Source organism: Streptomyces sp. NPDC017676 (assembly GCF_044329325.1).
Classification (GTDB): Bacteria; Actinomycetota; Actinomycetes; order Streptomycetales; family Streptomycetaceae; genus Streptomyces.
Genome location: NZ_JBIRJA010000009.1, coordinates 155,332 through 177,215, shown reverse-complemented (window position 1 = coordinate 177,215; position 21,884 = coordinate 155,332). Strand labels below are relative to the sequence as shown.

Below are 21,884 nucleotides of genomic sequence, written 5' to 3'. Positions count from 1 at the left end.
GGCGGGCTCACAGCCGGGTCAGCGCCCAGAAGCCGACGGCGTAGCAGGCGAGCGCCAGCAGCAGGAGCGGGATCGCGGCCCTGGCCGGGGGACCGGGCCGCCGGGCCGCACGCCGGGCCCGGCGCCCGCGGGCGCGAGTGGGGCTTCGGGGTACCGGTGTGGATGTTGTGAGCGCTGGAGCCTGTGGGTCGTCGGTGGGGCTCGGGATCGCGGGTGTGGGGGGTGGGACCTGTGGGTCGCGCGTGGTGTAGGCGGCGGTGGCGGTGTCGATACGGGGGTCCGGAGTCGGGGCCGGGGCCGGCCCGGGGGCGGGGGGCGGGACCGGGTGGACCGGGTCCTGCCGGGGCGGCGGCAGGCGGAAGCTGCCCGTGTCCGAGAGGGAACCGGTGGGGGTGGGCGTCGAACGCGGCTCCACCGCCGAGGCCGCAACGGGCCGGGCCGACCCGCCGCCGGCGCGCTCAACGGCCTTGCTCTCCACGGGATCGGCCGCCGCACCGGACTCGTCCACCCGGCCCGGAACCAGGTCCGACGCCAGACCGGAAGCCTGCCGGAGAGGGCCGTCGGGGCCGAATCCGGGCGGGAGCGGGCCGAGTTGGTCGAAAATCTCGATGAGTTCGTCGTCGGGGCCCGGCTCCGGCAGGAGTTCGGCGGCGGCGGCGAGCGCCTTGCGTGCCCCCGTGGCGGTGCGGAACCGGTCCACGGGATCGGGCTGGAGCAGGGAGGCGACGACCTGCCAGAGCGGTTCCGGAACGCCCTTGGGCGGGCCGGGTGTTCCGTGTTCGAGGAAGTACTGCACCAGCGCCCTGGCATCGGGCTTGGCGCCTTCGAGGAGGTACAGGGCGACCAGGCCGACGGCGAAGAGGTCGGCAGGGAAGTCGGGCTCGGCGCCCAGCATCTGCTCGGGAGCGAGGTAACCGGGCGTCCCCACCACGAGGTTGGTCTCCGTCAGCCGGGGTTCGCCGAGCCGCATGGCGATGCCGAAGTCGGACAGCCGCAGCCGGGGCCGGCCGGTGCCGGTTGCTTCGAGGAGCACGTTGGCGGGCTTGACGTCCCGGTGGACGACGTCCTCGGCGTGGACGGCGGCGAGCCCGGACAGCAACTGGTCCAGCAGCGTGCACACGAACGCCGGCGGGAGGGGGCCGTAGTCGCCGACCAGGTGGACCAGGGAGCCGCCCGCGACCAGGTCCATGGTGAACAGCACCTTGTCGTCGTCGGCGGCCCAGCTCGCCGGGGCGAGGACGTGCGGGTGGTCGATGCGCAGCGCCTGCTCGCGCACGAAGCGGAGCAGGGAGTGGGCGTCGCGCTGCTGGAGGACCTTGGCGGCCACGTACCGCCGGCGGCGATGGTCCCAGGCACGCCACACGGCACCGACACCACCGCGTCCGATCGGGTCGGCCAGTTCGTACCGGCCGGCGAAGACCTCACCCATGGCAGCCGCCGCTCCTCCCCTGGTCCGACGAAGCCCCCCACGCACCTGCCCCGCGTACCCCGCGTCCGGCCGGCCCGGACCCCCCGCCCCGAACCGGCCCCGCGGTCAGTTCTGGTGGGACTGGTAGTGCGCGACCGCGTCGGAGGTGCGGCCGGCGCCGTAGACGCGGAGGAACTCCGCGAGTTCGGGGTGGCTCGGGGCGAGGGTGTCCGCGGCGTCGATGATGTCACCCGCGGCGGCCACCGAGCGGAGCAGCGACTGGATCTCGCGCACCACCCGCTTGACCGTGGGCGCGCCCGAACTGTTCGTGGTGTGCGTGGTGTTGCTGAGCACGGAGCCCCCCTGCGACTTCTTGATCTCGTCCATCCGCTCGGTCGCCTCGGCGGCGCTGACGCTGCCGTCCGCGACCTGGGACGCCAGTTCCTGCAACAGCTGCACCCGCTGGACCACCGCCGGATTGCCGATCTTCGCGCGCTGGCCGCTCATCAGCTGCGAGAGCATCGGCGCGGACAGGCCCAGGACCGCCGCCAGCCGGGCCTGGTTCAGCCCGAGATCGTCGATGAGCTTACGGAAGAGCGCCCCCAACGGCTCCCCGTACCAGTTCCGCTGCAGCTCCCGCGCTCTGGCGGTGGCTTCCTGCTGTGCGGCGTCCATTGCGTCTCCCCATCGCTTCCCCTGAAAACCGCGGTTCGCTGTCGCGAACCACGTCGAGCATCTTACGGAGAGTGGTCATCCACGGGGACCCCCAATCTTTTTGCGGGATACGGGGGGTGACCCGGTACTCTGGTCTGCGGCGCCCGCCGGACGTGATTCCTCCGGCCGGTCGCTCCTTCCCGGGGCCTTAGCTCAGTTGGTAGAGCGCCGTCTTTGCATGGCGGATGTCAGGGGTTCGACTCCCCTAGGCTCCACCCCGAGAAATGCCCCCTGATCTGCGGAGACGCAGTGTCAGGGGGCATTTCGCGCATATGAAGGACCCCCCGGCCCGATCGCTCATGGCCGGAGGGTCCGATGGTGTGTGCCGATGTGTTCCGTGCGCTCAGACCTCGTCGTCGCGGTCCGCGGCGTCGTCCTCCGCCTGCTTCGCCTGGACCTCGGGGTCCAGGCTCTGGGCGTCGCTGCCGTCCACGGACGTGATGCGCCCCTCGTCGGGTACCTCCGTCGCCGCGGGCGGCTCGACCAGCCAGTCGGGGTTGGCCTGCTTGTCCCACCACTTCCAGGCCGCGAAGGCACCGCCCGCCAGAGCGGTCAGCACCGCCACCACCTTCAGGGTGCGGCCGGCGCGGGACCGGCGGGCGTTCCGCCGGGCCAGCTTCTGGATGTCCCGGGCCGAGACCTGACCGCGCAGCGCGGCCAGCGCGGCCGCACCGCGCGCGGCCGCCTCGTCGCGGACCGGAGCGGTCGCGGCCACGGCGTGTTCGATCCTGGGACGTGAGTAGGCGGCGGCCTGCCGGGCCGCCTTGCGGGTGCGGACGGCGGCTTCCTGCGCGGCCAGGTCCACCTTCGGCGGCACATGCGTGCGGGCCTGCTCCAGGCGTGGGGCGAGCCGGGCGTCGTACTGCACGCGGGCCTGTTCGGCGGCCTGCGACACCACGGGCGCCAGCCGTACGCGTGCCTCCTGCGCGTAGTACGCGGCACGCTCCTTGGCCGTGTCGGCGTAGGGCGCCACCACTTCCGCGGCGTGCAGCACGCTGTCCTTCGCCGAGCCGGTCGCGGCGCGCACGCTGTCGATGCGGGTCACGGGTTCCTCCTCCTCGGTGGCGTACGGTATTTCGACTTTCCACCCTTTTACGGATCATGCCTGCCCGCGGCCGGTGTGGCATGTGCGGGCGCGCATATGGGTGCCCATCGCTCCCTCCGGCCTCATCCGGGGCAACAGGGGGCTTGCGGACGACACTGCCACGAATCACCGGCGCGCGCCGCCCGCCCGGCACAAGTCGCGGCCGCCCGGCGACGCGCGGACGGGACCGTGGAAGGATCGGAGGTGCCGCGGCGGACGACGACGGAAGGCGGATCGTGGCCGAGCAGCTGTATGCCACCCTGAAGACCACCCTCGGCGACATCGAGGTGCGGCTCTTCCCCCGCCACGCTCCCGTCACGGTCAGAAACTTCGTCGAGCTCGCCCGCGGGGAACGCGAATGGACACACCCGGGCACCGGCGAGAAGAGCAGGAACCCGCTCTACGACGGCACGGTCTTCCACTGCGTCATCAGCGGGTTCATGATCCAGGGCGGTGATCCCCTGGGCAACGGCCTCGGCGGGCCCGGTTACGGATTCGAGGACGAGTGCCGTCCGGACCTGGCCTTCGACACGCCCTATCTGATGGCGATGGCCAACGCCGGCCCGGGGACGAACGGCTCGCAGTTCTTCATCACCGTCACCCCGAGCACCTGGCTGAACGGCAAGCGCACCATCTTCGGCGAGGTCACCGACCCGGCCTCCCAGAAGGTGGTCGACGCCATCGCGAACGTGCCCACCGGTCGCAACGACCGCCCGCTGGCCGACGTCGTCATCGAGACGGTGGTGGTGGAGACGCGCGAGGACTGAGGGGAACCAAACGCGCCGCTCGTCCGTAAGGATGGACGGAGCAGGGCAGTACCGTCAGGACGGACACGACGAGCAAGGGGATCTGATGGACCAGGCCGCAGGGAGCGCGCAGGACGCCGCCCGGAGCGTGCCCGTGTGCTACCGGCACCCGGACCGCGAGACCGGCGTGCGCTGCACCCGCTGCGACCGGCCCATCTGCCCGGAGTGCATGATCAGCGCCTCGGTCGGCTTCCAGTGCCCGGAGTGCGTCCGCGAGGGCTCGGGCACGGGGCACACGCCCGCGGCGTCCCGGCCGCGCACGGTCGCCGGGGGCACGGTCACGGCCGACCCCCGCCTGCTCACCAAGATCCTGATCGGGATCAACCTCGCGGTGTTCCTGGTGCAGGTCGCCGTCGGTGACCGTTTCACCAACCGGTTCGAGCTGATCGGACAGGCATACACCCCCCTGCTCGACGGCGTGCAGGGCGTTGCCGAGGGCCAGTACTACCGCCTGCTGACCGCGATGTTCCTGCACGGCGGCTACGCCCACATCCTCTTCAACATGCTCAGCCTGTGGTGGATCGGCGGCCCCCTGGAGGCGGCCCTCGGCCGCGCCCGCTACCTCGCCCTCTATGTCGTCTCGGGGCTCGCCGGCAGCGCCCTGACCTATCTGATCGCCGCGCCCAACCAGCCCTCCCTCGGCGCCTCGGGAGCGATCTTCGGCCTCTTCGGCGCGACGGGCGTGCTGATGCGTCGGCTGAACTACGACATGCGCCCGCTCGTCGCCCTGCTGGTGATCAATCTCATCATCACCTTCACCTGGGCGAACATCGCCTGGCAGGCGCACATCGGCGGCCTCGTCGCCGGTGTCGTCACCGGGTACGCGATGGTCCACGCCCCGCGCGAGAAGCGGGCCCTGGTGCAGTACGGCACCTGTGCCGTCGTCCTGCTGCTGTCGGTGGCGCTGGCCCTGGTCAGGACCGCTCAGCTCACCTGATACCGAACCGTTGTCCACAGGGGGTGGCGGATCTTGTGCACACGGTGCGGACACAGGTGTGCCCCCTGTCGCTCGGATGTGTTTCCGCAGGTCGGACAGGGGGCGAACAGATGTATGGGGATCGGTGGGCCAGTCACACCGGCGTCAACGCCCGATGAGTTATCCACAGATCGTAGTTTCTTTTCCCCAGGGGATTGTGGACAGCACCCCTGGCCTGTGGATAACTCGGCGGATAGCCTTGGGCAGAGCTATTTCCACTGCGTGGAGACACCGAATCCGGCGGCGATGAACCCGAAACCGACGACGATGTTCCAGTTGTCCAGGCTGTCGACCGGCAGCGAGCCGTCGGTCACGTAGAAGACGACGATCCAGGCCAGGCCGATCAGGAACATGGCCAGCATCACGGGCGCGACCCACGCGCGGTTGGTGAGCTTGATGGCCTGCGCCTGCTTCGCCGCCGGCGGCGTGTAGTCGGCCTTCTTGCGGATACGTGACTTCGGCACGAGGGTCTCTCCTGTCGATGCGCTGCGTGGCCGCGCAGGTAACTGGGTCGGGCTCGGGGCAGCGTACAAGGGGCCAACATGACGACTCTGTGTGCTCCCCCGGGCGTCCGTTAGCGTAGTGCTTCCGTGGCGCCGAAGGAGATAAGGGTACGTTGAGCAATTCTGCCGACTCCCCCGGGACGGGATCAACGGGTTCGGGCCCCGTCCGCCGACCGCGTGTGCGGGCCGTGCGGATCCTCACGGCGGCCGTCTTCGCGCTCGCCGGGCTCATCTTCTTCACCAGCTTCGACACCGCCAAGGGCACCGACATCCGTCAGGACGGCTCCCTGCTGAAGCTGTCCGACCTGATCCAGCAGCGCAGCCGCAAGAACAAGGAGCTGGACGAGTCCAACGCGACCCTGCGCGACAGCGTGGAGTCGCTGGCCGAGAGCGACGACGGCAGCACCAAGGCCGAGGACGAGAACCTCGGCCGGCTGGAGAAGAGCGCGGGCACCCGGAAGCTGACCGGCCAGGCCGTCACCGTCACCCTGAACGACGCCCCGCCGGGCGCCACCGCCAAGCTCCCCGGCTATCCCGAGCCGCAGCCCGACTACCTGGTGATCCACCAGCAGGACCTCCAGGCCGTGGTGAACGCGCTGTGGCAGGGCGGCGCCCGGGGCATCAAGGTCATGGACCAGCGGCTGATCTCCACCAGCGCGGTGCGCTGCGTCGGCAACACCCTGATCCTCCAGGGCCGCGTCTACTCGCCGCCGTACAAGATCACCGCCGTCGGGGACCCGGACCGGCTGAAGCAGGCGCTCGCCGCGAGCAAGGCGATCCAGACCTACATGGTCTACGTCAACGTCTACGGCCTCGGCTGGAAGGTCACCGACGACGGGACGGTGACTCTTCCCGGATACTCCGGCACAGTCGATCTGCACTACGCGAAGCCGGTGGGGTAGACGTCCGTCCGGGAGTCACCCGTGCGGGTGATCGTCAGCGGACCCGAACCCTCGTACACGTATCGGATCGACAAAGGCCCCTGCGAAACAGTGCCGCCGGATGTCGAGGTGATCGACCCTGTTGCCCGTAAGTCCGGGTACACACAGCCTGCGGAGGCAGGCGAACCGGGGGCTCCACGCCGTTAGTCTGGTGACGTACGGCGTGGGTCTGGTGCCGTAGCGGATACGGAAGGGACGGCAGGGGACGGCATGTACGGCTGGATCTGGCGGCATCTGCCGGGCAACGCGTGGGTGAGGGCCTTGATCTCCCTCGTACTGATCCTGGCCGTGGTCTACGTCCTGTTCCAGTACGTCTTCCCGTGGGCCGAACCGCTGCTGCCCTTCAACGATGTGACGGTGGACAACCAGTGAGTGCGCGGATTCTCGTCGTCGACAACTACGACAGCTTCGTCTTCAACCTCGTCCAGTACCTGTACCAGCTGGGCGCGGAGTGTGAGGTCCTGCGCAACGACGAGGTGTCGACCTCGCACGCCCAGGACGGCTTCGACGGCGTGCTCCTCTCGCCCGGACCGGGGACCCCGGAGGAGGCGGGCGTGTGCGTGGACATGGTCCGGCACTGCGCGGCCACCGGGGTGCCGGTCTTCGGCGTGTGCCTCGGCATGCAGTCGATGCAGGTGGCGTACGGCGGTGTGGTCGACCGGGCGCCCGAGCTGCTGCACGGCAAGACCTCACCGGTCGAGCACGAGGGCAAGGGCGTCTTCGCGGGCCTGCCCTCCCCCTTCACGGCGACCCGCTACCACTCCCTGGCCGCCGAACCGGCCACGGTCCCGGCCGAGCTGGAGGTGACCGCCCGCACGCACGACGGCATCATCATGGGCCTGCGCCACCGGGAACTGCCGGTGGAGGGTGTGCAGTTCCACCCCGAGTCGGTGCTGACCGAGCACGGCCACCGGATGCTGGCCAACTGGCTGGCGGAGTGCGGCGACCACGGTGCCGTGGCGAGGTCGGCGGGGCTCGCCCCGGTGGTGGGCAGGGCCACGGCGTGACCGCGCTGCGCCCCGAGCGCGAGGACTTGTCCGACGGCGAGAGGCCGTACGAGTCCTCCGGCGGTGCGCGGCCGTACGAGACCTCCCGTGGCAGGCGGCCGTACGGCGGGCGGCGGCAGGATCCGCCGACGGCTCCGATGCCCCGGCTGACCGAGGAGGACCTCACGGCGCCGCCGCCTGCCGCTGAGGACCGCAGGGCGTCCCCGCCGCGCGTCGACGAGGAGACGATGGCGCTGCGGATTCCGCGGCCGGCGGGATACGGCGCGGGAGGCGACGCCACAGGGGCGGGCACAGGGGCCTCTGGAGCCCCGTGGGCCGCTGCGGCCACCGCGGCCACACCGGGCGGCCGAGCGGCCCGCAGAAAGGCCGCCAAGCGCCGTGGCGGGCGGCACGGCGGGGCCAGGGACGCCCGGGAGGCGGCGGTCCCCCCGGCGGCCCGGGACCCGCAGCGGCCCCTGAGCCGGGTGGAGGCCCGGCGGCAGGCCCGGCTGCGCAAGCCGAGCCCGGCGACCGTCGCGAGCCGGGCGATCGGCGAGGTCTTCATCACCACCGGCGTCCTGATGCTGCTGTTCGTCACCTACCAGCTGTGGTGGACCAACGTCCGCGCGCACGCGCAGGCCGGCAGCGAGACGCACCAGCTCCAGGACGACTGGGCCAACGGCAAGCGCAACCCGGGCGTCTTCGAGCCGGGGCAGGGCTTCGCCATCCTGCACATCCCGAAGCTGGACGTGGTCGCGCCCATCGCGGAGGGCGTCAGCAACAAGAAGGTGCTCGACAAGGGCATGGTCGGGCACTACGGCGAGGCCCCGCTGAAGACGGCTATGCCCGAGGCGAGGACCGGCAACTTCGGCCTCGCCGCGCACCGCAACACGCATGGTGAGCCGTTCCGGTACATCAACCGGCTCAAGGCCGGGGACGCGGTCGTGGTCGAGACGCAGGACACCTACTTCGTGTACAAGGTGACCTCGATGCTTCCGGTGACCCCGCCGTCCAACACCAGCGTGCTGAACCCGGTCCCGCCGGGCTCCGGCTTCACCCGGCCCGGCCGCTACATCACCCTCACCACCTGCACGCCGGAGTTCACCAGCAAGTACCGGTTGATCGTCTGGGGCAAGATGGTCCAGGAACGGCCGCGCAGCAAGGGCAAGCCGGACGCGCTCATCGAGTAGGGCTCATCGACCAGGCTCACGGACCAAGGGCAGAGGACACAGTGGCAGCGACCGCCGACGAGACCGACGAGACCACGGACGCGTCCGAACCGGATCCGGAACCGGCCCGGCGCCGGCGCCCCGGCCGGATCGCGCTGGCGGTCAGCGTCTTCGGGGAACTCCTCATCACAGCGGGCGTGCTGCTCGGCCTGTTCGTCGTCTACTCGCTGTGGTGGACGAACGTGATAGCGGACCGCAAGGCGGACCGGCAGGCCGACAAGGTCCGCGAGCACTGGGCCCGGCAGCAGAAGTCCGGTCCCGGCGCGCTCGACACCAAGGACGGCATCGGGTTCCTGCACGTGCCGGCGATGCGCAACGGCGAGGTGCTGGTCGAGAAGGGCACGGGCACGGACGTCCTCGACGACGGTGTGGCCGGCTACTACACCGACCCCGTCAAGGCCACGCTCCCCACCACCGGCAAGACGGGCAACTTCTCCGTCGCCGCCCACCGGGACGGACACGGCGCGAAGTTCCACAACATCGACAAGCTGAGGAAGGGCGACCCGATCGTCTTCGAGACACGGGACGACTGGTACGTCTACAAGGTCTACTCGGTCCTCCCCGAGACCTCGAAGTACAACGTCAAGGTCCTCTCCGCCGTCCCGAAGGAGTCCGGCAGGAAGAAGCCGGGCCACTACATCACCCTGACGACCTGCACCCCCGTCTACACCTCCCGCTACCGGTACGTGGTGTGGGGGGAACTGGTCCGGGTGGAGAAGGTGGACGCCGACCGCACTCCGCCGAGGGAACTGCGCTGAGCGTGCGCGTGGGCCCCTGCCGGGATGTCCCGGCAGGGGCCCACGTGTGTGCGGGGGGCGTCAGCCGCCGATGAAGCCGCCGCCGCCGTTGTCGCCGCCGTTGTTGCCGCCGTTGTTGCCGCCGCCGAAGTCCACGGTCGTCAGAACGATCTGCGTGCTGGCCGGGTCCGCCTGGGTGCCCTGCTGCGGGGTTTGAAGGACGACCCGCGCTTTGTCGTCAGTGGGTCCGTTGACCTGGATGTTCGTGAAGCCCTGCTGTTGCAGGATCTGCTGGGCCTCCTTCACGGTCTTCCGAGTCACGTCCGGCACCTGCTTCTGCTGCGGTTGCTCAGCCTTGCCCACGTTGATCGCGACGGGCGTGTTCTTGGAGACCTGCTGGCCCGCCGGCGGGTTGGTGTTCTGGACCTTGCCGTCCTGGGCCGGATCGCTGACCGGGGTGTCGTTGCAGGTCGGGGCCAGCCCCTTGGCCTGGAGTTCGGCCTTCGCCTCGTCGCAGGACTTGCCGGTGACATCGGGGACGGTGACCTTCTCCTCGGCCTTGGCGACCGTGAGGGTGATCGTGGTGCCCTTCTCCTTGCTGGTGCCGCCCTCGGGGTCCTGGGTGATGACGACATCGGGCGTCTGGGTCGACACCTGGGTCTTCTTCTCGACCTGGAAGCCCTTCTCCTTGAGCTGGGCCTCGGCCTGGTCGAACTGGATGCCGCGCACGTCCGGCACGGTCACCTTGGGCGCGCCCGTGGAGATCACCAGGTCGACCGTGCTGTTCTTCTCGACCTTCTGGCCCGGCTCCGGGTTCTGGGAGCAGACGTTGCCGGTGGCCTGGTTCTCGCAGGCCTTCTTGGTGACGGCCACCTTGAGGTCGACGTTCTCGGCCATCTTGCGGGCCGTCTTCTCCGGCTGGCCCACGAACGCCGGCACGGGCACCTTGCCGTCGCCCTTGCCGTCACCGCCGAACGCGTACATGCCGATCAGGATGGCGCCGACCAGGACCAGCAGGCCCGCGACCACCAGCAGGATCGTGGAGCTGTTGGACTTCTTCTGCTGGCGGCGGCGGTCCGGGCGCTCGTCATAGCCGTAGCCGCCGTCGTCGGGGTTCATCGGCGGGAGCATGGTGGTCGCCGCCGCGCCCGGCTCCGAGCGCAGGGCGGTCGTCGCCTGGTCGTCGGGGTAGCCGCCGTAGCCGACCGCGCCCATCGCGGCCGTGGCCGCGACCGGCTGGCCGTCCAGGCACGCCTCGATGTCGGCGCGCATCTCGTCGGCCGACTGGTAGCGGTAGTTGGGGTCCTTGACCAGCGCCTTGAGGACGATCGCGTCCATCTCGGGCGTGATCTCGGGGTCGAAGACCGACGGGGGCTGCGGTTCCTCCCGGACGTGCTGGTAGGCCACGGCCACCGGGGAGTCGCCCACGAAGGGCGGCCGTACCGTCAGCAGTTCGTAGAGGAGGCAGCCGGTCGAGTAGAGGTCCGACCGGGCGTCGACCTGCTCGCCCTTGGCCTGCTCCGGCGAGAGGTACTGGGCGGTGCCGATGACCGCCGCGGTCTGCGTCATGGTCATGCCGGCGTCGCCCATGGCGCGGGCGATGCCGAAGTCCATCACCTTGACCTGACCGTTGCGGGTCAGCATGACGTTGGCCGGCTTGATGTCGCGGTGGACGATGCCGCTGCGGTGCGCGTACTCCAGGCCCTGGAGGATGCCGATGGTCATTTCCATGGCGCGCTCGGGCAGCAGCTTGCGGCCGGAGTGCAGCAGCTCGCGGAGTGTGGAACCGTCGACGTACTCCATCACGATGTACGGGATGGAGACCCCGTCGATGTAGTCCTCGCCCGTGTCGTAGACCGCGACGATCGCGGGATGGTTGAGCGAGGCGGCCGACTGGGCCTCCCGGCGGAACCGGGCCTGGAAGGACGGATCGCGCGCGAGGTCCGCGCGCAGCGTCTTCACCGCCACGGTGCGGCCGAGCCGGGTGTCATGCGCGAGGTAGACCTCCGCCATGCCACCGCGGCCGAGCACCTGGCCCAGCTCGTACCGGCCGCCGAGGCGACGCGGCTCTTCCATAGCTACCTACCAGCCCTCTCCGTCGGTCTCGGCCGCGCACCCCTGTGCGCGGCCGGAGGCTGCCGTCCGGGCCTACCGTACCCGGCTCGTTCTGTGTGACCTGGCCAAGCCCGTAACCCGATACAGGACCGGTATCGCAACGTGCGGCGATGTGAAGGAGCTGTGAGCGGCCTCACTCCCGGTGCCCGACGACGGTCACTTCTTGGAGCCGATGACCGCCTCCATGACGTTCTTCGCGATCGGCGCGGCCAGGCCGCCACCGGAGATGTCGTCGCGGTTGGCGCTCTCGTCCTCGATCACCACGGCCACGGCGACCGGCGAGCTGCCGTCGCTGAGCTTGGCGTAGGAGATGAACCAGGCGTACGGGTTCTCGCTGTTCTCGACACCGTGCTGGGCGGTACCGGTCTTGCCGCCGACCGTCACGCCGTCGATCTTCGCGCGGGTACCGGTGCCCTTCTCGACCACCGTCTGCATCATGTCCTGGAGGATCTGCGCGTTCTTCGGCGACAGCGGCCGGCTCAGCTCCTCCGGCTTGGTCGTGGCGACCGGGTCCAGGTTGGAGGACTGGAGCGAGTCGACCATGTACGGCTTCATCAGCTTGCCGTCGTTGGCGACCGCGGAGGCGACCATGGCCATCTGGAGCGGGGTGGCGGCGGTGTTGTACTGGCCGATGGAGGACAGCGCGGTCTGCGACTGGTTCATGTCGTCCGAGAACACCGAGGCGCTGGAGCGGACCGGGGTGAACTGCTCGGCGTCGAAGCCGAACTTCTTCGCCTCCGCGAGCATCTTGTCGTTGCCGAGGTCCGCACCGATCTTGCCGAAGACGGTGTTGCACGAGTACTGGAGCGCGACCCGCATGGTCGCGTTCTCGCACGGGATGTTGCCCTCGTTCTTCAGCTCGGTCGTGGTGCCCGGCATGGTCCACGGCAGCGGCGAGTCGGTCTTCTCGTCGGCCGAGGTGTACTTGCCGTTCTCCAGCGCCGCGGCGGCCGTGACCACCTTGAAGGTGGAGCCCGGCGGGTAGGTCTCGCGCAGCGCCCGGTTCAGCATCGGGTCGTTGGGGTTGTACTTCTTCTGGAGCTTCTTCCAGGCCGCGGCGTCGTCGTTGGTGTTGCCCGCGAACGACGAGGGGTCGTACGACGGGTAGGAGGCCAGCGCCAGTATCTTGCCGGTCGAGGGGTCCAGGGCGACGACCGCGCCCTTGCCGCCGCGCTGCTTCAGACCGTCGTACGCCGCCTTCTGCGCGGCGGCGTTGAGCGTGGTGACGACGTTGCCGCCCTGCTGCTCCTTGCCGGTGATCATGTCCAGCGTCTTGCGGAAGAACAGCCGGTCGTCGTCGCCGGTGAGGATGCCGTCCTCGATGGACTCAAGCTGGGTGGCGCCGAAGGCCTGCGAGGCGTAGCCGGTGACCGGCGCCCACATGGCGCCGTTCTTGTACGTCCGCTTGTACTTCAGGTCGTTCAGACCGGTCTTGCTGGTCAGCGCGGACCCGGTGATGGGGTCGCCGTCGACGATGATGTCGCCGCGCGGAGTGGCGTAGCGGGCGATGGTGACGCGGCGGTTGTTCGGGTCGTCCTTGAGCTTGTCGGCCCTGACGTACTGCAGGTAGTTGTCCCGCAGCAGCAGGGTGAGGACGAGGAGGCCGCAGAAGATCGCGATCCGGCGCAGGGGCTTGTTCATGACGGGCGGACCACCTGGGTCATCTCGGCGTCGGGGTTGGCGGCCGGGGCGGGCGCCGGGCGGCGGGCGGTGTCGCTGATGCGGATCAGCACGCCGATCAGCGCCCAGTTGGCGATGACCGACGAACCACCGTAGGCGAGGAACGGCATCGTCATACCGGTCAGCGGGATGAGGCCCATCACACCGCCGGACACGACGAAGACCTGGAGCGCGAAGGCACCGGACAGGCCGATGGCGAGCAGCTTGCCGAACGGGTCGCGGGCGGCGAGGGCGGTGCGCACACCGCGCTCCACGATCAGACCGTAGATCAGCAGGATCGCCATGATGCCGGCCAGGCCCAGCTCCTCGCCGAAGGTGGCGAGGATGAAGTCGGAGTTGGCGGCGAACCGGATCAGCTCGGAGTGGCCCTGGCCCCAGCCGGTGCCGAGGGTGCCGCCGGAGCCGAACGCCCACAGGGCCTGCTGGAGCTGGTCGGAGTGGACACCGGTGACACCGGGGGTGCGGCTGAGCGTGTACTCGCGCATCGGGTCGAGCCACGCCTGCACACGGACCTTGATGTGCGGCTCGAAGCTGGCCACGCCGATGGCGCCGGCGGCGGACATCAGCAGACCGAAGACGATCCAGCTGGTCCGCTCGGTGGCGACGTACAGCATGATCACGAACATGCCGAAGAACAGCAGCGACGTACCGAGGTCGGTCTCGAAGACCAGGATGAGGATCGAGATCGCCCAGACGACGAGGATCGGGCCGAGGTCGCGGCCGCGCGGCAGGTACAGGCCCATGAAGCGGCGGCTGGCGAGCGCGAGCGCGTCGCGCTTGACCATCAGGTAACCGGCGAAGAACACCGCCAGCACGATCTTGGCGAACTCACCGGGCTGGATGGTGAAGCTGCCGATCGAGATCCAGATCTTGGCGCCGTACACGTCCGCGCCCAGGCCCGGGACCAGCGGCAGGAGCAGCAGGAACAGCGCGGCCACCATGGAGATGTAGGTGTAGCGCTGGAGCGTGCGGTGGTCCTTGAGGAAGACCAGCACCGCCACGAACAGCGCGATGCCCATCGCCGTGTAGATCAGCTGGTTGGTCGCCTTGCCGCCCGCGACATGGATCTGCTGGAGCAGCTTGGACTGGTCCAGCCGCCAGATGCACACCAGCCCGAGCCCGTTGAGCAGGGTGGCGAGCGGCAGCAGCAGCGGGTCGGCGTACGGGGCGAACTTCCGTACGACGAGATGGGCGACGGCGGCCAGCAGACCGAGCCCGAGGCCGTAGCTCAGCAGGCCCGCGGGGACCTGGCCGTCGATGGCCAGGCCCACGTTCGCGTAGGCGAACACGGGAATGGCCACGGCGAAGACCAGCAGGGCCAGCTCGGTGTTGCGGCGGCTCGGCGCGCCGATCGCGCCGATCGTGGACGTGTGGTGCGTCGGCGAGTTCGTAGTACTGCTCATCGTGTGACAGGGCCTCTCACGGCTTGCCTACTGCTTACCGCACAGCGAGACGACCTTCTGCTCGTCCTCCGAGAGAGTCGGGCCGGGGCTGGGGGTCGCGGACGGGGTCGTGGACGGCGACTTCGAAGGGGACGTCGGGGACGTCTTCGAGGCCGACGGGTTCGGGGTCGTGTTCGGCGTCGGGGAGGCCTTGACGAAGGCGGTCTGCGTGGTGGTGCCCGTGGACGTGCCGGTGCCGTTGGTGCCGCCGGTCCTGTCCCGGCCGCCCTTGGCGTCGTCCCGCGCGCGCTCGGCCGCCTGGCGCTCGGCCTGCTTGCGGCAGGCGGAGGCCTGCACGGCCAGCTCCTGGACCTTCGTCCGGGCCGCCTCCAGGCCGCCCTCCGCGATCGTCGCCTTCACCTGCTTCTGCTGGTACGGCGGCAGGTACTTGAGTTCGATCTCGGGGTGGTCCTTCTCCACCTTCGACAGCGACACCCAGGCCAGGTCCTGGCTGATCCCGCGGTACAGCGCGACGTGCTCGTCCTTGGCGCCGACGTAGTACTGGGTCTGCGTCCAGCGGTAGCCGCCGTACAGGCCGCCGCCGACGACGGCGAGGGCGAGGACGCCGTAGAGCGAGGTCTTCAGCCATCTGCGCCGCTTGCGCGGCTTGGTGAAGTCGTCGTCGGCGTAGTCGCCGAAGCCGTCGGCCGGGATGTAGCCGGTGGTGTCGCCGGAGCCGGGCGGGCCGAACTCCCCGCCGCCGTGCCCCTGGCCCTGACGGCCCAGGTGGGAGGCGCGGCCCGCCGGGGTCTGCATGATGCCGTTGTCGTGCAGGTGGTGCTGGTTCTCGGCGACGGCGCCGACCACGACGGGCTGGTCGGAGAGCTGCCCGGCGAGGGTGTCACCGGTGTCCAGGTCGAGCACGTCGGCGACGATGACCGTGATGTTGTCGGGTCCGCCGCCGCGCAGCGCGAGCTGGATGAGCTCCTGCACGGTCTCCTGCGGGCCCTGGTAGCTGGCGAGGGTCTCCTCCATCGTCTGGTGGGAGACCACGCCGGACAGGCCGTCGGAGCAGATCAGATAGCGGTCGCCGGCCCGGACCTCGCGGATCGACAGGTCGGGCTCGACGTGGTCGCCGCTGCCGAGGGCGCGCATCAGCAGCGAGCGCTGCGGGTGGGTGGTGGCCTCTTCCTCGGTGATCCGGCCCTCGTCCACCAGCCGCTGCACCCAGGTGTGGTCCTGGGTGATCTGGGTGAGCACACCGTCCCGCAGCAGGTACGCGCGCGAGTCGCCGACGTGCACGAGACCGAGCCGCTGGCCGGTCCACAGCAGCGCGGTGAGGGTCGTCCCCATGCCTTCGAGCTGGGGGTCCTCCTCGACCATCGCGCGCAGCTGGTCGTTGGCGCGCTGCACGGCGACGCCCAGGGAGGTGAGGATGTCGGAGCCGGGCACGTCGTCGTCGAGCGTGACCAGAGTGGAGATCACCTCGGAGGAGGCGACCTCGCCCGCCGCCTGGCCGCCCATGCCGTCGGCGATGGCGAGCAGGCGCGGACCGGCGTAACCGGAGTCCTCGTTGCCCTCCCGGATCATGCCCTTGTGCGATCCGGCGGCGAAGCGCAGTGACAGACTCATGCGCACCTCGCCCGTCGGCTCCGAATGCAGCCGGTCGTGTCGAGCCACACTGCCCACCCTCCGGTCGGGAGCGCGCCGGAGACCGGGTGGCGGCCTGCCGCTGCGTGCTCGCTCCGCTCGCGCTCATTCATGACGTAGCACTACTTCCGCAGCTCGATTGCGGTCTTGCCGATGCGGATCGGCGCGCCCAGCGGGATCGGTGTGGGGGTCGTCAGCCGGGACCGGTCCAGGTAGGTGCCGTTGGTGGAACCGAGGTCCTCGATGATCCACTGGCCGTCACGGTCCGGGTAGATCCTGGCATGGCGGCTGGAGGCGTAGTCGTCGTCCAGCACGATCGTGGAGTCGTGCGCCCGGCCCAGGGTGATCGTCTGGCCCTGCAGCGCGACGGTGGTGCCGGTGAGTGTGCCCTCGGTCACGACCAGCTTGGTGGGGGCGTTGCGGCCACGCCGGCCGCCGCCGCCCTGCTGGCCGCGCTGCGGCGGGGGCGTGGCCTGCTGCCGGGTCTGCTGCCGGCCCGGCTGCTGCGGCCGTGCCGCCTCCCTACGCGATCCGCGCTGGGTGACGCGCGTACCGAACAGGTCGCTCCGGATGACCTGCACGGCCACGATCACGAACAGCCACAGTACGGCCAGGAAACCCAGCCGCATGACCGTGAGGGTCAGCTCTGACATTGCCCCCGCTTCACCCTTCGGCTTGCCTATAGATAACGGTGGTGCTGCCCACGACGATCCGCGAGCCGTCGCGGAGCGTAGCGCGGGTGGTGTGCTGCCCGTCCACCACGATGCCGTTGGTGGAGCCGAGATCCTGGATCGTCGAGGGCGTTCCGGTCCGGATCTCGCAGTGCCGGCGGGACACGCCGGGGTCGTCGATCCGCACGTCGGCGTCGGTGCTGCGGCCCAGCACCAGCGTCGGGCGGGAGATCTGGTGGCGGGTGCCGTTGATCTCGATCCAGTAGCGGGTGCGCGCGCCGCTCATCGGGGCCGCGGCCGGCCGCTGTGTGGCGGGCTGCGGGTACCCGTACCCGCCGGGGCGGGTGCCGGGCGGCGGTGCGGAGGGCATCGGGGGGGCGCCGGCGGGCGGAGCGGCCGGCGGGTAGCCGTAGCCGCCGGGGGCGCCCGCCGCGGGGCGGCCGGGCGCCGGCGCGCCGGGAGCCTGCGGTGCCCCTTGCTGGTCGCTGGAGGAGGCGAGGGTGCGCGAGCGCACCCGGTACAGACCGGTGTCCAGGTCGTCGGCCTTCTCCAGGTTGACCTTGATCGGCCCCATGAAGGTGTAGCGCTGCTGCTTGGCGTAGTCGCGCACCATGCCGGCCAGCTCGTCGCCGAGCTGCCCGGAGTAGGGGCTGAGGCGCTCGTAGTCCGGCGCGCTCAGCTCCACGATGAAGTCGTTGGGCACGACGGTCCGGTCACGGTTCCAGATGGTGGCGTTGTTGTCGCACTCCCGCTGGAGCGCTCCGGCGATCTCCACGGGCTGGACCTCGGACTTGAAGACCTTGGCGAAGGTGCCGTTCACCAGACCTTCGAGACGCTGCTCGAACTTCTTCAGGACTCCCATGGGGCACCTCCTCCGTCCCTGCCGTCGTCTTGCCTGTCCTGTGCCGCCGTCTTGGCCGCCGCTCGGCCGCTGTCGGGCGGCTGCCTTGCCGGGTACTGCTGGTACTGCTCACTGATCGTATCTACGCGCCCGCCAATCAGCCGGTTCCCCCAGCGGCTCCCCTTCGAACTCCCGGGTGCGTGTCCTGCTGCCATGGATCGTAGAGGCGGGCGAAGTCCAGTGTCCCGCACCCGGCTGTGGACCCGGTCCGCCTCCCGGGCAGACTGCCCGGACCGGTACGAGGTTGATACGAGAAGCGCGCCGCCTTGATACGTGCGGCGTTCGGTGGGTGCCTCGTTGGGGCGTGTGCCGTGCGTGCCGGGGGTGGGGGCCGGACGGGAAGCGATGTGAATCCACCCCGTACGACGTGCTAATGTTCTGGGTGTCGGAAGGGGCCGGGCCGAAAGGGCCGGAGCCGGAGGACACACCCAATGCGCGGGTGGCGGAATAGGCAGACGCGCTGGATTCAGGTTCCAGTGCCCGCAAGGGCGTGGGGGTTCAACTCCCCCCTCGCGCACAGAGAAACCGATGAGACGGGTCTCTGCCGGTGACGGAAGTCACGGCAGGGGCCCGTTTCTCGTCGTACTCGCAGTTGTGGGGGATCGCACAGCCGGGCTTCGGTGTGCCGTGACCCGTCTGTGAGCTAAGTCACGGGCAGCGTCCGGGGTCAGGGTGACGCTCTCCTCGCCGAAACCCGCCGAGAGCGTCATGTCCATGCTGTTAGCCTTCCCCCCACGCGCGCGTGGGGGGAGCGGCCGGGGGGCCGGAGGGGATGCCAGAGCGTTGCCGTACCTCCGCCCATGCCTCCCCTGCTCTCTGGAGGAACGGTGGCCCGAATCGGTACGCACCGGCACAGACCCCAGCCCGCATCACGCCCTGCACGACGCACCGCGGCCGTCCTCGCGGCGGCGCTCGGCCTCGGCCTGCCGCTGGCGGCCACACCCGCGACGGCGGCGCCGGCCGCGCCCACGGTCGCCGCGGGAGAACTCGTCCTGCCCGCCGCAGCGCGGGCCGTCCCCCGGTTCACCTGGATCCTCAACGCCGGGACCAGCGGCTTCCTGTGGGTGCAGGAGGGTGACGACCGGTACTTGTGGACGGACTACGCCACCGGCACCACCACCGCGCTGGACCAGCGCATGCCGGTCCCGCTCCACTACGACATCGACAACGGCTCCTACCGCGGGGACGTCTCCTTCGAACCCGGCCACTACGGCGACGGATCCGACACCGTCGCCCTCTACTCGGAGGAGGACGCCCAGGTCACGCTCGTCAAGGGCGCGGGAACGGCGGGCGGCACCGTCGTGGTGCCGGTGCCCGAGGGCCACACGTACGAGGGCACGTTCGGCGACACCGTGCTCACCAGCACGAGCGACCTCGCCGGCAACCCCGGCGCCTACCAGCTCCTGAGGGCCGCCGACGGCGAGGTCCACCGGACGCCGGTGACGGGACTGCCCGGCGGCGCCTACGACATCCGCGTCGAGGACGGCGACGCACGGTCCGTCATCCTGCGTCACCAGACGGAGGACGGCAGGCACTGGAGCATCGTCGACCTCGCCACCGGCGCGGCGGCGGCGCTGCCCGACCGGCCCGATCCGCAGGAGGCCTGGGACGTGACCGGTTTCCGGCTGAGTCCCGGCTCGGTGCTGCGGCTGCGCACCGGACGCAGCAAGGCGGATCTGCTCGACCGGGCCGACCCGGCCGCGACGCCCCGCACCCTGGAGACGAGTTCGCTGACGTACGAGGCCTCCTACGGCGTCGCCGGCTCGGTACTGCTGGGCGTCGAGCCGATGTCGCCGGGCGACGACAAGTACCGGGGCCAGCCCCTGTTCACCCTCACGGCCGACGGCTCGGACACGGTCCTGACCAAGGTCATGGACCCGGCCGCCCACCAGCTCGTCCAGGCCCCGGACGGCTCCGTCCTGGTGGCGGGCGCCGCGGCGTACGTCGACCAGGGCGACCTCGACTGGGGCGTGTACCGGGTCGCCGAGGGCGCCGACGGCTCGGTCACCCGTACCCGTCTGACCGCCGTACAGCCGATGCCCGCGCAGGTCCACGGACTCTCCCTCGGCAGCGGCATCCTCACCACGGCCGACAACAGCACGCTCTACCAGCCGCACACGATCCTCGGCGCCTACCGCAGCACCTGGCTCACCACGAGCGGCACCCCGAGCCCCGCACGGACCACCGTGGACGGCCTGGTCAGCGGCTGGGACGGGTTCTGTGACGAGACCACGCCCCGCTGCATCCGGATGTTCGCCGACGGCACCGGCCGGCACGGCCGCCGCGACGCCACCGAGTCCGGACTGACCATGCTCCGCACCAACGGCGCCGCCGACTGGGGCCCGACCCTCGACACCGGCGACGACTCCCCGGAGCTCACGGACCTCTCCGGGCGGTACGCCCTCGTCGAGGGCGCCTCCTCCGGCAAGCAGTACATCGGTGAGTTCGCCACCGCCGGGGCCGGCAAGGTCCTGCTCAAGCGCGACCGGGTCGCCGCGGCCGTGTGGGGGAACACCCTGTGGAGCGGCGCGGCGAGCGGCGGGAAGGTCACGGCCACCCGGCTCCCCGCGGGGACCGCCGTCGAGTCCTTCACCACCCGCAACGGCTGCACCCCGTCCGACCTCCAGGCCGTGGGCCGCTTCGTCTACTGGGTCTGCCGGGACAGCTGGGGCGACCCGCACGGCGCGGGCCTGTACGACCGGACGACCAAGCGCACCTCCACGGCCCCGGACGGCCGGGTCCTGCTCGGGGACGGATACCTGGTCGAGCGGGTTCCCGGCACCCAGTCGGACAGCGGGCTGAGGCTGCTCGACCTGCACAACGGGCTGCCGTCCGGCGGCAGTCACACCGACCTGCCGAGCCGTGAGCTGGCCGACTGGACCGACCTCGGCCAGGAGAACACCGGGGCCGGGACCAGTTGGACCGTGGACCGCTTCGGCGGCGGCGTCGCCTACGCCGACCGGGACCAGCGCGTGCACGTCGTACCGGCCGGCGTCCCGGCGTCCCCGCTCACGTCCGTCGACGCCACGGTCACCGCGGGCTCCGCGAACTGGTCCGGCACCTGGTGGCTGTCCAAGCCCGCCGCCGACTGGAAGGTGACCGTCCGCCGGAAGGCGTCCGGCGCCACCGTCCGTACGCTCTCCGGCGGCACGGCCCGGGGCCTGCTGACGGCCGCCTGGGACGGCAGGGACACCGCGGGCCGCCTGGTCACCAACGGCGCCTACACCTGGAGCCTCACCGCCCGGCCCGCCGACGGCCAGGGCGCCGCGCTCACTCTCTCCGGAGACGTCAAGGTGACAGCGGGAACGGCGGCACCGCGCGACTACGCCGGCAACGACGGGGTCGGTGACGTCCTCACCCTCAGCTCCTCCGGCACCCTCACCGTCCGGCGCGGCACCGGCACGGGAACCCTGGGCGGCACGGTCTCCGGCTCCGGCTGGCCGGCCACCGCCCGGTTCGTGCCGTTCGGCGACCTGAACGGCGACCACTGCAACGACGTGCTGGTCCGCACCGGCGGCGCCCTGCGGGCCTACCGCCCGGCCTGTGGCAAGGCCCCGACGCCCACCACGCCGTACACCTCGCTCGGCACCTCCGGCTGGAACGCGTACGACGTCCTGACCTCTCCCGGCGACGTCAACGGCGACGGCCGGCCCGACCTGATCGGCCGCCAGTCCTCGACCGGAGACGTCTACCTCTTCAAGGGCGCGGCGAACGGCAAGCTGTCCGCCCGCACGAAGATCGCCTCCCACTGGACCGGCTACAAGAAGATCGTCGGCGCCGGTGACCTCAACGGCGACGGCCGCGGCGACCTCCTCGTCCAGGACAAGTCCAACGAGCTGTGGCGGTACGACGCCAACACCACGAGCACGGGCGGCCTCAAGGCCCGCGTCAAGGTGTTCGCGGACTGGGGCGCCTCCTACAACGCGGTCGTCGGCACGGGCGACTTCACCGGCGACGGCCGCGCGGACCTCGTGGCCCGTGACACCGCGGGCACCGTCTGGCGCTACAACGGCAACGGCAAGGGCTCGTTCGGGGGCCGCGTGAAGATCGCCACGGGGTGGAAGGGGTACAAGGCCGTCATGTGACGGCGCATGTCACGGC

The 21,884-nt window shown here is 70.6% G+C and carries 18 protein-coding genes, 2 tRNA genes and 1 pseudogene; 11 read left to right on the top strand and 10 right to left on the bottom strand.

The window, feature by feature from the left end:
- Positions 1 to 7: 7 nt before the first annotated feature.
- Together ACH4LD_RS21225 and ACH4LD_RS21220 are read right to left on the bottom strand one after the other, a co-directional pair.
- Positions 8 to 1,429, bottom strand: coding sequence for a serine/threonine-protein kinase (locus tag ACH4LD_RS21225; RefSeq protein ID WP_398054842.1), 1,422 nt, complete (start codon positions 1,427 to 1,429; stop codon positions 8 to 10).
- 105 nt (positions 1,430 to 1,534) lie between these two features.
- Positions 1,535 to 2,083: a DNA-binding protein gene (locus ACH4LD_RS21220; protein ID WP_030982183.1), complete on the bottom strand. Its 549-nt coding sequence runs from the start codon at positions 2,081 to 2,083 to the stop codon at positions 1,535 to 1,537.
- 181 nt (positions 2,084 to 2,264) lie between these two features.
- Between ACH4LD_RS21220 and ACH4LD_RS21215 the strand changes: the two genes are divergently transcribed.
- Positions 2,265 to 2,337 (top strand) — tRNA-Ala (locus ACH4LD_RS21215).
- A gap of 128 nt (positions 2,338 to 2,465) precedes the next feature.
- Here ACH4LD_RS21215 and ACH4LD_RS21210 read toward each other — a convergent pair.
- A complete protein-coding gene (locus tag ACH4LD_RS21210) occupies positions 2,466 to 3,167 on the bottom strand; it encodes a DUF5324 family protein (RefSeq protein WP_132784817.1) in 702 nt (233 codons plus the stop codon).
- Positions 3,168 to 3,442: 275 nt separating this feature from the next.
- Between ACH4LD_RS21210 and ACH4LD_RS21205 the strand changes: the two genes are divergently transcribed.
- Both ACH4LD_RS21205 and ACH4LD_RS21200 read left to right on the top strand, forming a co-directional pair.
- The gene (locus tag ACH4LD_RS21205; protein WP_132784816.1) at positions 3,443 to 3,973 is read left to right on the top strand and encodes a peptidylprolyl isomerase; all 531 of its coding nucleotides are present in this window, start codon (positions 3,443 to 3,445) and stop codon (positions 3,971 to 3,973) included.
- An 85-nt stretch (positions 3,974 to 4,058) separates the two neighbouring features.
- The gene (locus ACH4LD_RS21200; protein ID WP_132784815.1) at positions 4,059 to 4,949 is read left to right on the top strand and encodes a rhomboid family intramembrane serine protease; all 891 of its coding nucleotides are present in this window, start codon (positions 4,059 to 4,061) and stop codon (positions 4,947 to 4,949) included.
- Between the two features lie 248 nt (positions 4,950 to 5,197).
- Here ACH4LD_RS21200 and crgA read toward each other — a convergent pair whose 3' ends face one another.
- On the bottom strand, positions 5,198 to 5,452 hold the full coding sequence (crgA, locus tag ACH4LD_RS21195; protein ID WP_014673794.1) for a cell division protein CrgA: 255 nt from the start codon (positions 5,450 to 5,452) through the stop codon (positions 5,198 to 5,200).
- Between the two features lie 152 nt (positions 5,453 to 5,604).
- On the opposite strand from crgA, the gene ACH4LD_RS21190 reads away from it, so the two are divergent.
- The 6 genes and pseudogenes from ACH4LD_RS21190 (at position 5,605) to ACH4LD_RS21165 (ending at position 9,405) form a co-directional block, all read left to right on the top strand.
- On the top strand, positions 5,605 to 6,393 hold the full coding sequence (locus ACH4LD_RS21190) for a DUF881 domain-containing protein (protein ID WP_398054841.1): 789 nt from the start codon (positions 5,605 to 5,607) through the stop codon (positions 6,391 to 6,393).
- Between the two features lie 54 nt (positions 6,394 to 6,447).
- Positions 6,448 to 6,579, top strand: a pseudogene (locus ACH4LD_RS21185) (class E sortase); the annotation flags it as partial.
- 63 nt (positions 6,580 to 6,642) lie between these two features.
- Positions 6,643 to 6,804, top strand: coding sequence for a hypothetical protein (locus tag ACH4LD_RS21180; RefSeq protein ID WP_103813562.1), 162 nt, complete (start codon positions 6,643 to 6,645; stop codon positions 6,802 to 6,804).
- On the top strand, positions 6,801 to 7,439 hold the full coding sequence (locus ACH4LD_RS21175; protein ID WP_398054840.1) for an aminodeoxychorismate/anthranilate synthase component II: 639 nt from the start codon (positions 6,801 to 6,803) through the stop codon (positions 7,437 to 7,439). Before ACH4LD_RS21180 ends, ACH4LD_RS21175 begins: the two co-directional genes overlap by 4 nt.
- Positions 7,436 to 8,608 carry a class E sortase gene (locus ACH4LD_RS21170; RefSeq protein ID WP_398054839.1) on the top strand — a complete coding sequence of 391 codons (1,173 nt, stop codon included), beginning with the start codon at positions 7,436 to 7,438 and terminating at the stop codon, positions 8,606 to 8,608. The genes ACH4LD_RS21175 and ACH4LD_RS21170 overlap by 4 nt, the downstream gene beginning before the upstream one ends.
- 41 nt (positions 8,609 to 8,649) lie before the next feature.
- Positions 8,650 to 9,405, top strand: a complete 756-nt coding sequence (locus ACH4LD_RS21165) for a class E sortase (protein WP_132784812.1) — start codon at positions 8,650 to 8,652, stop codon at positions 9,403 to 9,405.
- 60 nt (positions 9,406 to 9,465) lie between these two features.
- On the opposite strand, the gene pknB is transcribed toward ACH4LD_RS21165, so the two are convergent.
- The 6 genes from pknB to ACH4LD_RS21135 all read right to left on the bottom strand — a co-directional run bounded on the left by pknB (position 9,466) and on the right by ACH4LD_RS21135 (position 17,744).
- A complete protein-coding gene (gene pknB, locus ACH4LD_RS21160) occupies positions 9,466 to 11,460 on the bottom strand; it encodes a Stk1 family PASTA domain-containing Ser/Thr kinase (RefSeq protein ID WP_398054838.1) in 1,995 nt (664 codons plus the stop codon).
- Between the two features lie 195 nt (positions 11,461 to 11,655).
- Complete coding sequence (locus ACH4LD_RS21155; RefSeq protein WP_132784810.1) at positions 11,656 to 13,140, bottom strand: penicillin-binding protein 2; 1,485 nt, start codon at positions 13,138 to 13,140, stop codon at positions 11,656 to 11,658.
- Positions 13,137 to 14,582 carry an FtsW/RodA/SpoVE family cell cycle protein gene (locus ACH4LD_RS21150; RefSeq protein ID WP_398054837.1) on the bottom strand — a complete coding sequence of 482 codons (1,446 nt, stop codon included), beginning with the start codon at positions 14,580 to 14,582 and terminating at the stop codon, positions 13,137 to 13,139. Before ACH4LD_RS21150 ends, ACH4LD_RS21155 begins: the two co-directional genes overlap by 4 nt.
- A 27-nt stretch (positions 14,583 to 14,609) precedes the next feature.
- Entirely contained in the window at positions 14,610 to 16,193 is a 1,584-nt protein-coding gene (locus ACH4LD_RS21145; protein WP_398054836.1) for a Stp1/IreP family PP2C-type Ser/Thr phosphatase, read from the bottom strand.
- Positions 16,194 to 16,333: 140 nt separating this feature from the next.
- Positions 16,334 to 16,864: an FHA domain-containing protein gene (locus ACH4LD_RS21140; RefSeq protein WP_398054835.1), complete on the bottom strand. Its 531-nt coding sequence runs from the start codon at positions 16,862 to 16,864 to the stop codon at positions 16,334 to 16,336.
- A gap of 10 nt (positions 16,865 to 16,874) precedes the next feature.
- Complete coding sequence (locus ACH4LD_RS21135) at positions 16,875 to 17,744, bottom strand: FhaA domain-containing protein (protein ID WP_398054834.1); 870 nt, start codon at positions 17,742 to 17,744, stop codon at positions 16,875 to 16,877.
- Positions 17,745 to 18,216: 472 nt separating this feature from the next.
- On the opposite strand from ACH4LD_RS21135, the gene ACH4LD_RS21130 reads away from it, so the two are divergent.
- Both ACH4LD_RS21130 and ACH4LD_RS21125 read left to right on the top strand, forming a co-directional pair.
- Positions 18,217 to 18,300: transfer RNA gene (locus ACH4LD_RS21130), tRNA-Leu, on the top strand.
- Positions 18,301 to 18,610: 310 nt separating this feature from the next.
- Positions 18,611 to 21,868 (top strand): FG-GAP-like repeat-containing protein, encoded by a 3,258-nt coding sequence (locus ACH4LD_RS21125; protein ID WP_398054833.1) that lies wholly within the window; start codon positions 18,611 to 18,613, stop codon positions 21,866 to 21,868.
- The last annotated feature ends 16 nt before the right edge of the window (positions 21,869 to 21,884 follow it).

What these genes read in the sequence shown, in the direction of transcription:
- ACH4LD_RS21225 (WP_398054842.1), bottom strand. Translation starts at nt 1,429, where the DNA reads ATGGGTGAGGTCTTCGCCGGCCGGTACGAACTGGCCGACCCGATCGGA.
- ACH4LD_RS21220 (WP_030982183.1), bottom strand. Translation starts at nt 2,083, where the DNA reads ATGGACGCCGCACAGCAGGAAGCCACCGCCAGAGCGCGGGAGCTGCAG.
- ACH4LD_RS21200 (WP_132784815.1), top strand. Translation starts at nt 4,059, where the DNA reads ATGGACCAGGCCGCAGGGAGCGCGCAGGACGCCGCCCGGAGCGTGCCC.
- ACH4LD_RS21180 (WP_103813562.1), top strand. Translation starts at nt 6,643, where the DNA reads ATGTACGGCTGGATCTGGCGGCATCTGCCGGGCAACGCGTGGGTGAGG.
- pknB (WP_398054838.1), bottom strand. Translation starts at nt 11,460, where the DNA reads ATGGAAGAGCCGCGTCGCCTCGGCGGCCGGTACGAGCTGGGCCAGGTG.
- ACH4LD_RS21155 (WP_132784810.1), bottom strand. Translation starts at nt 13,140, where the DNA reads ATGAACAAGCCCCTGCGCCGGATCGCGATCTTCTGCGGCCTCCTCGTC.
- ACH4LD_RS21150 (WP_398054837.1), bottom strand. Translation starts at nt 14,582, where the DNA reads ATGAGCAGTACTACGAACTCGCCGACGCACCACACGTCCACGATCGGC.
- ACH4LD_RS21145 (WP_398054836.1), bottom strand. Translation starts at nt 16,193, where the DNA reads ATGAGTCTGTCACTGCGCTTCGCCGCCGGATCGCACAAGGGCATGATC.
- ACH4LD_RS21140 (WP_398054835.1), bottom strand. Translation starts at nt 16,864, where the DNA reads ATGTCAGAGCTGACCCTCACGGTCATGCGGCTGGGTTTCCTGGCCGTA.
- ACH4LD_RS21135 (WP_398054834.1), bottom strand. Translation starts at nt 17,744, where the DNA reads ATGGGAGTCCTGAAGAAGTTCGAGCAGCGTCTCGAAGGTCTGGTGAAC.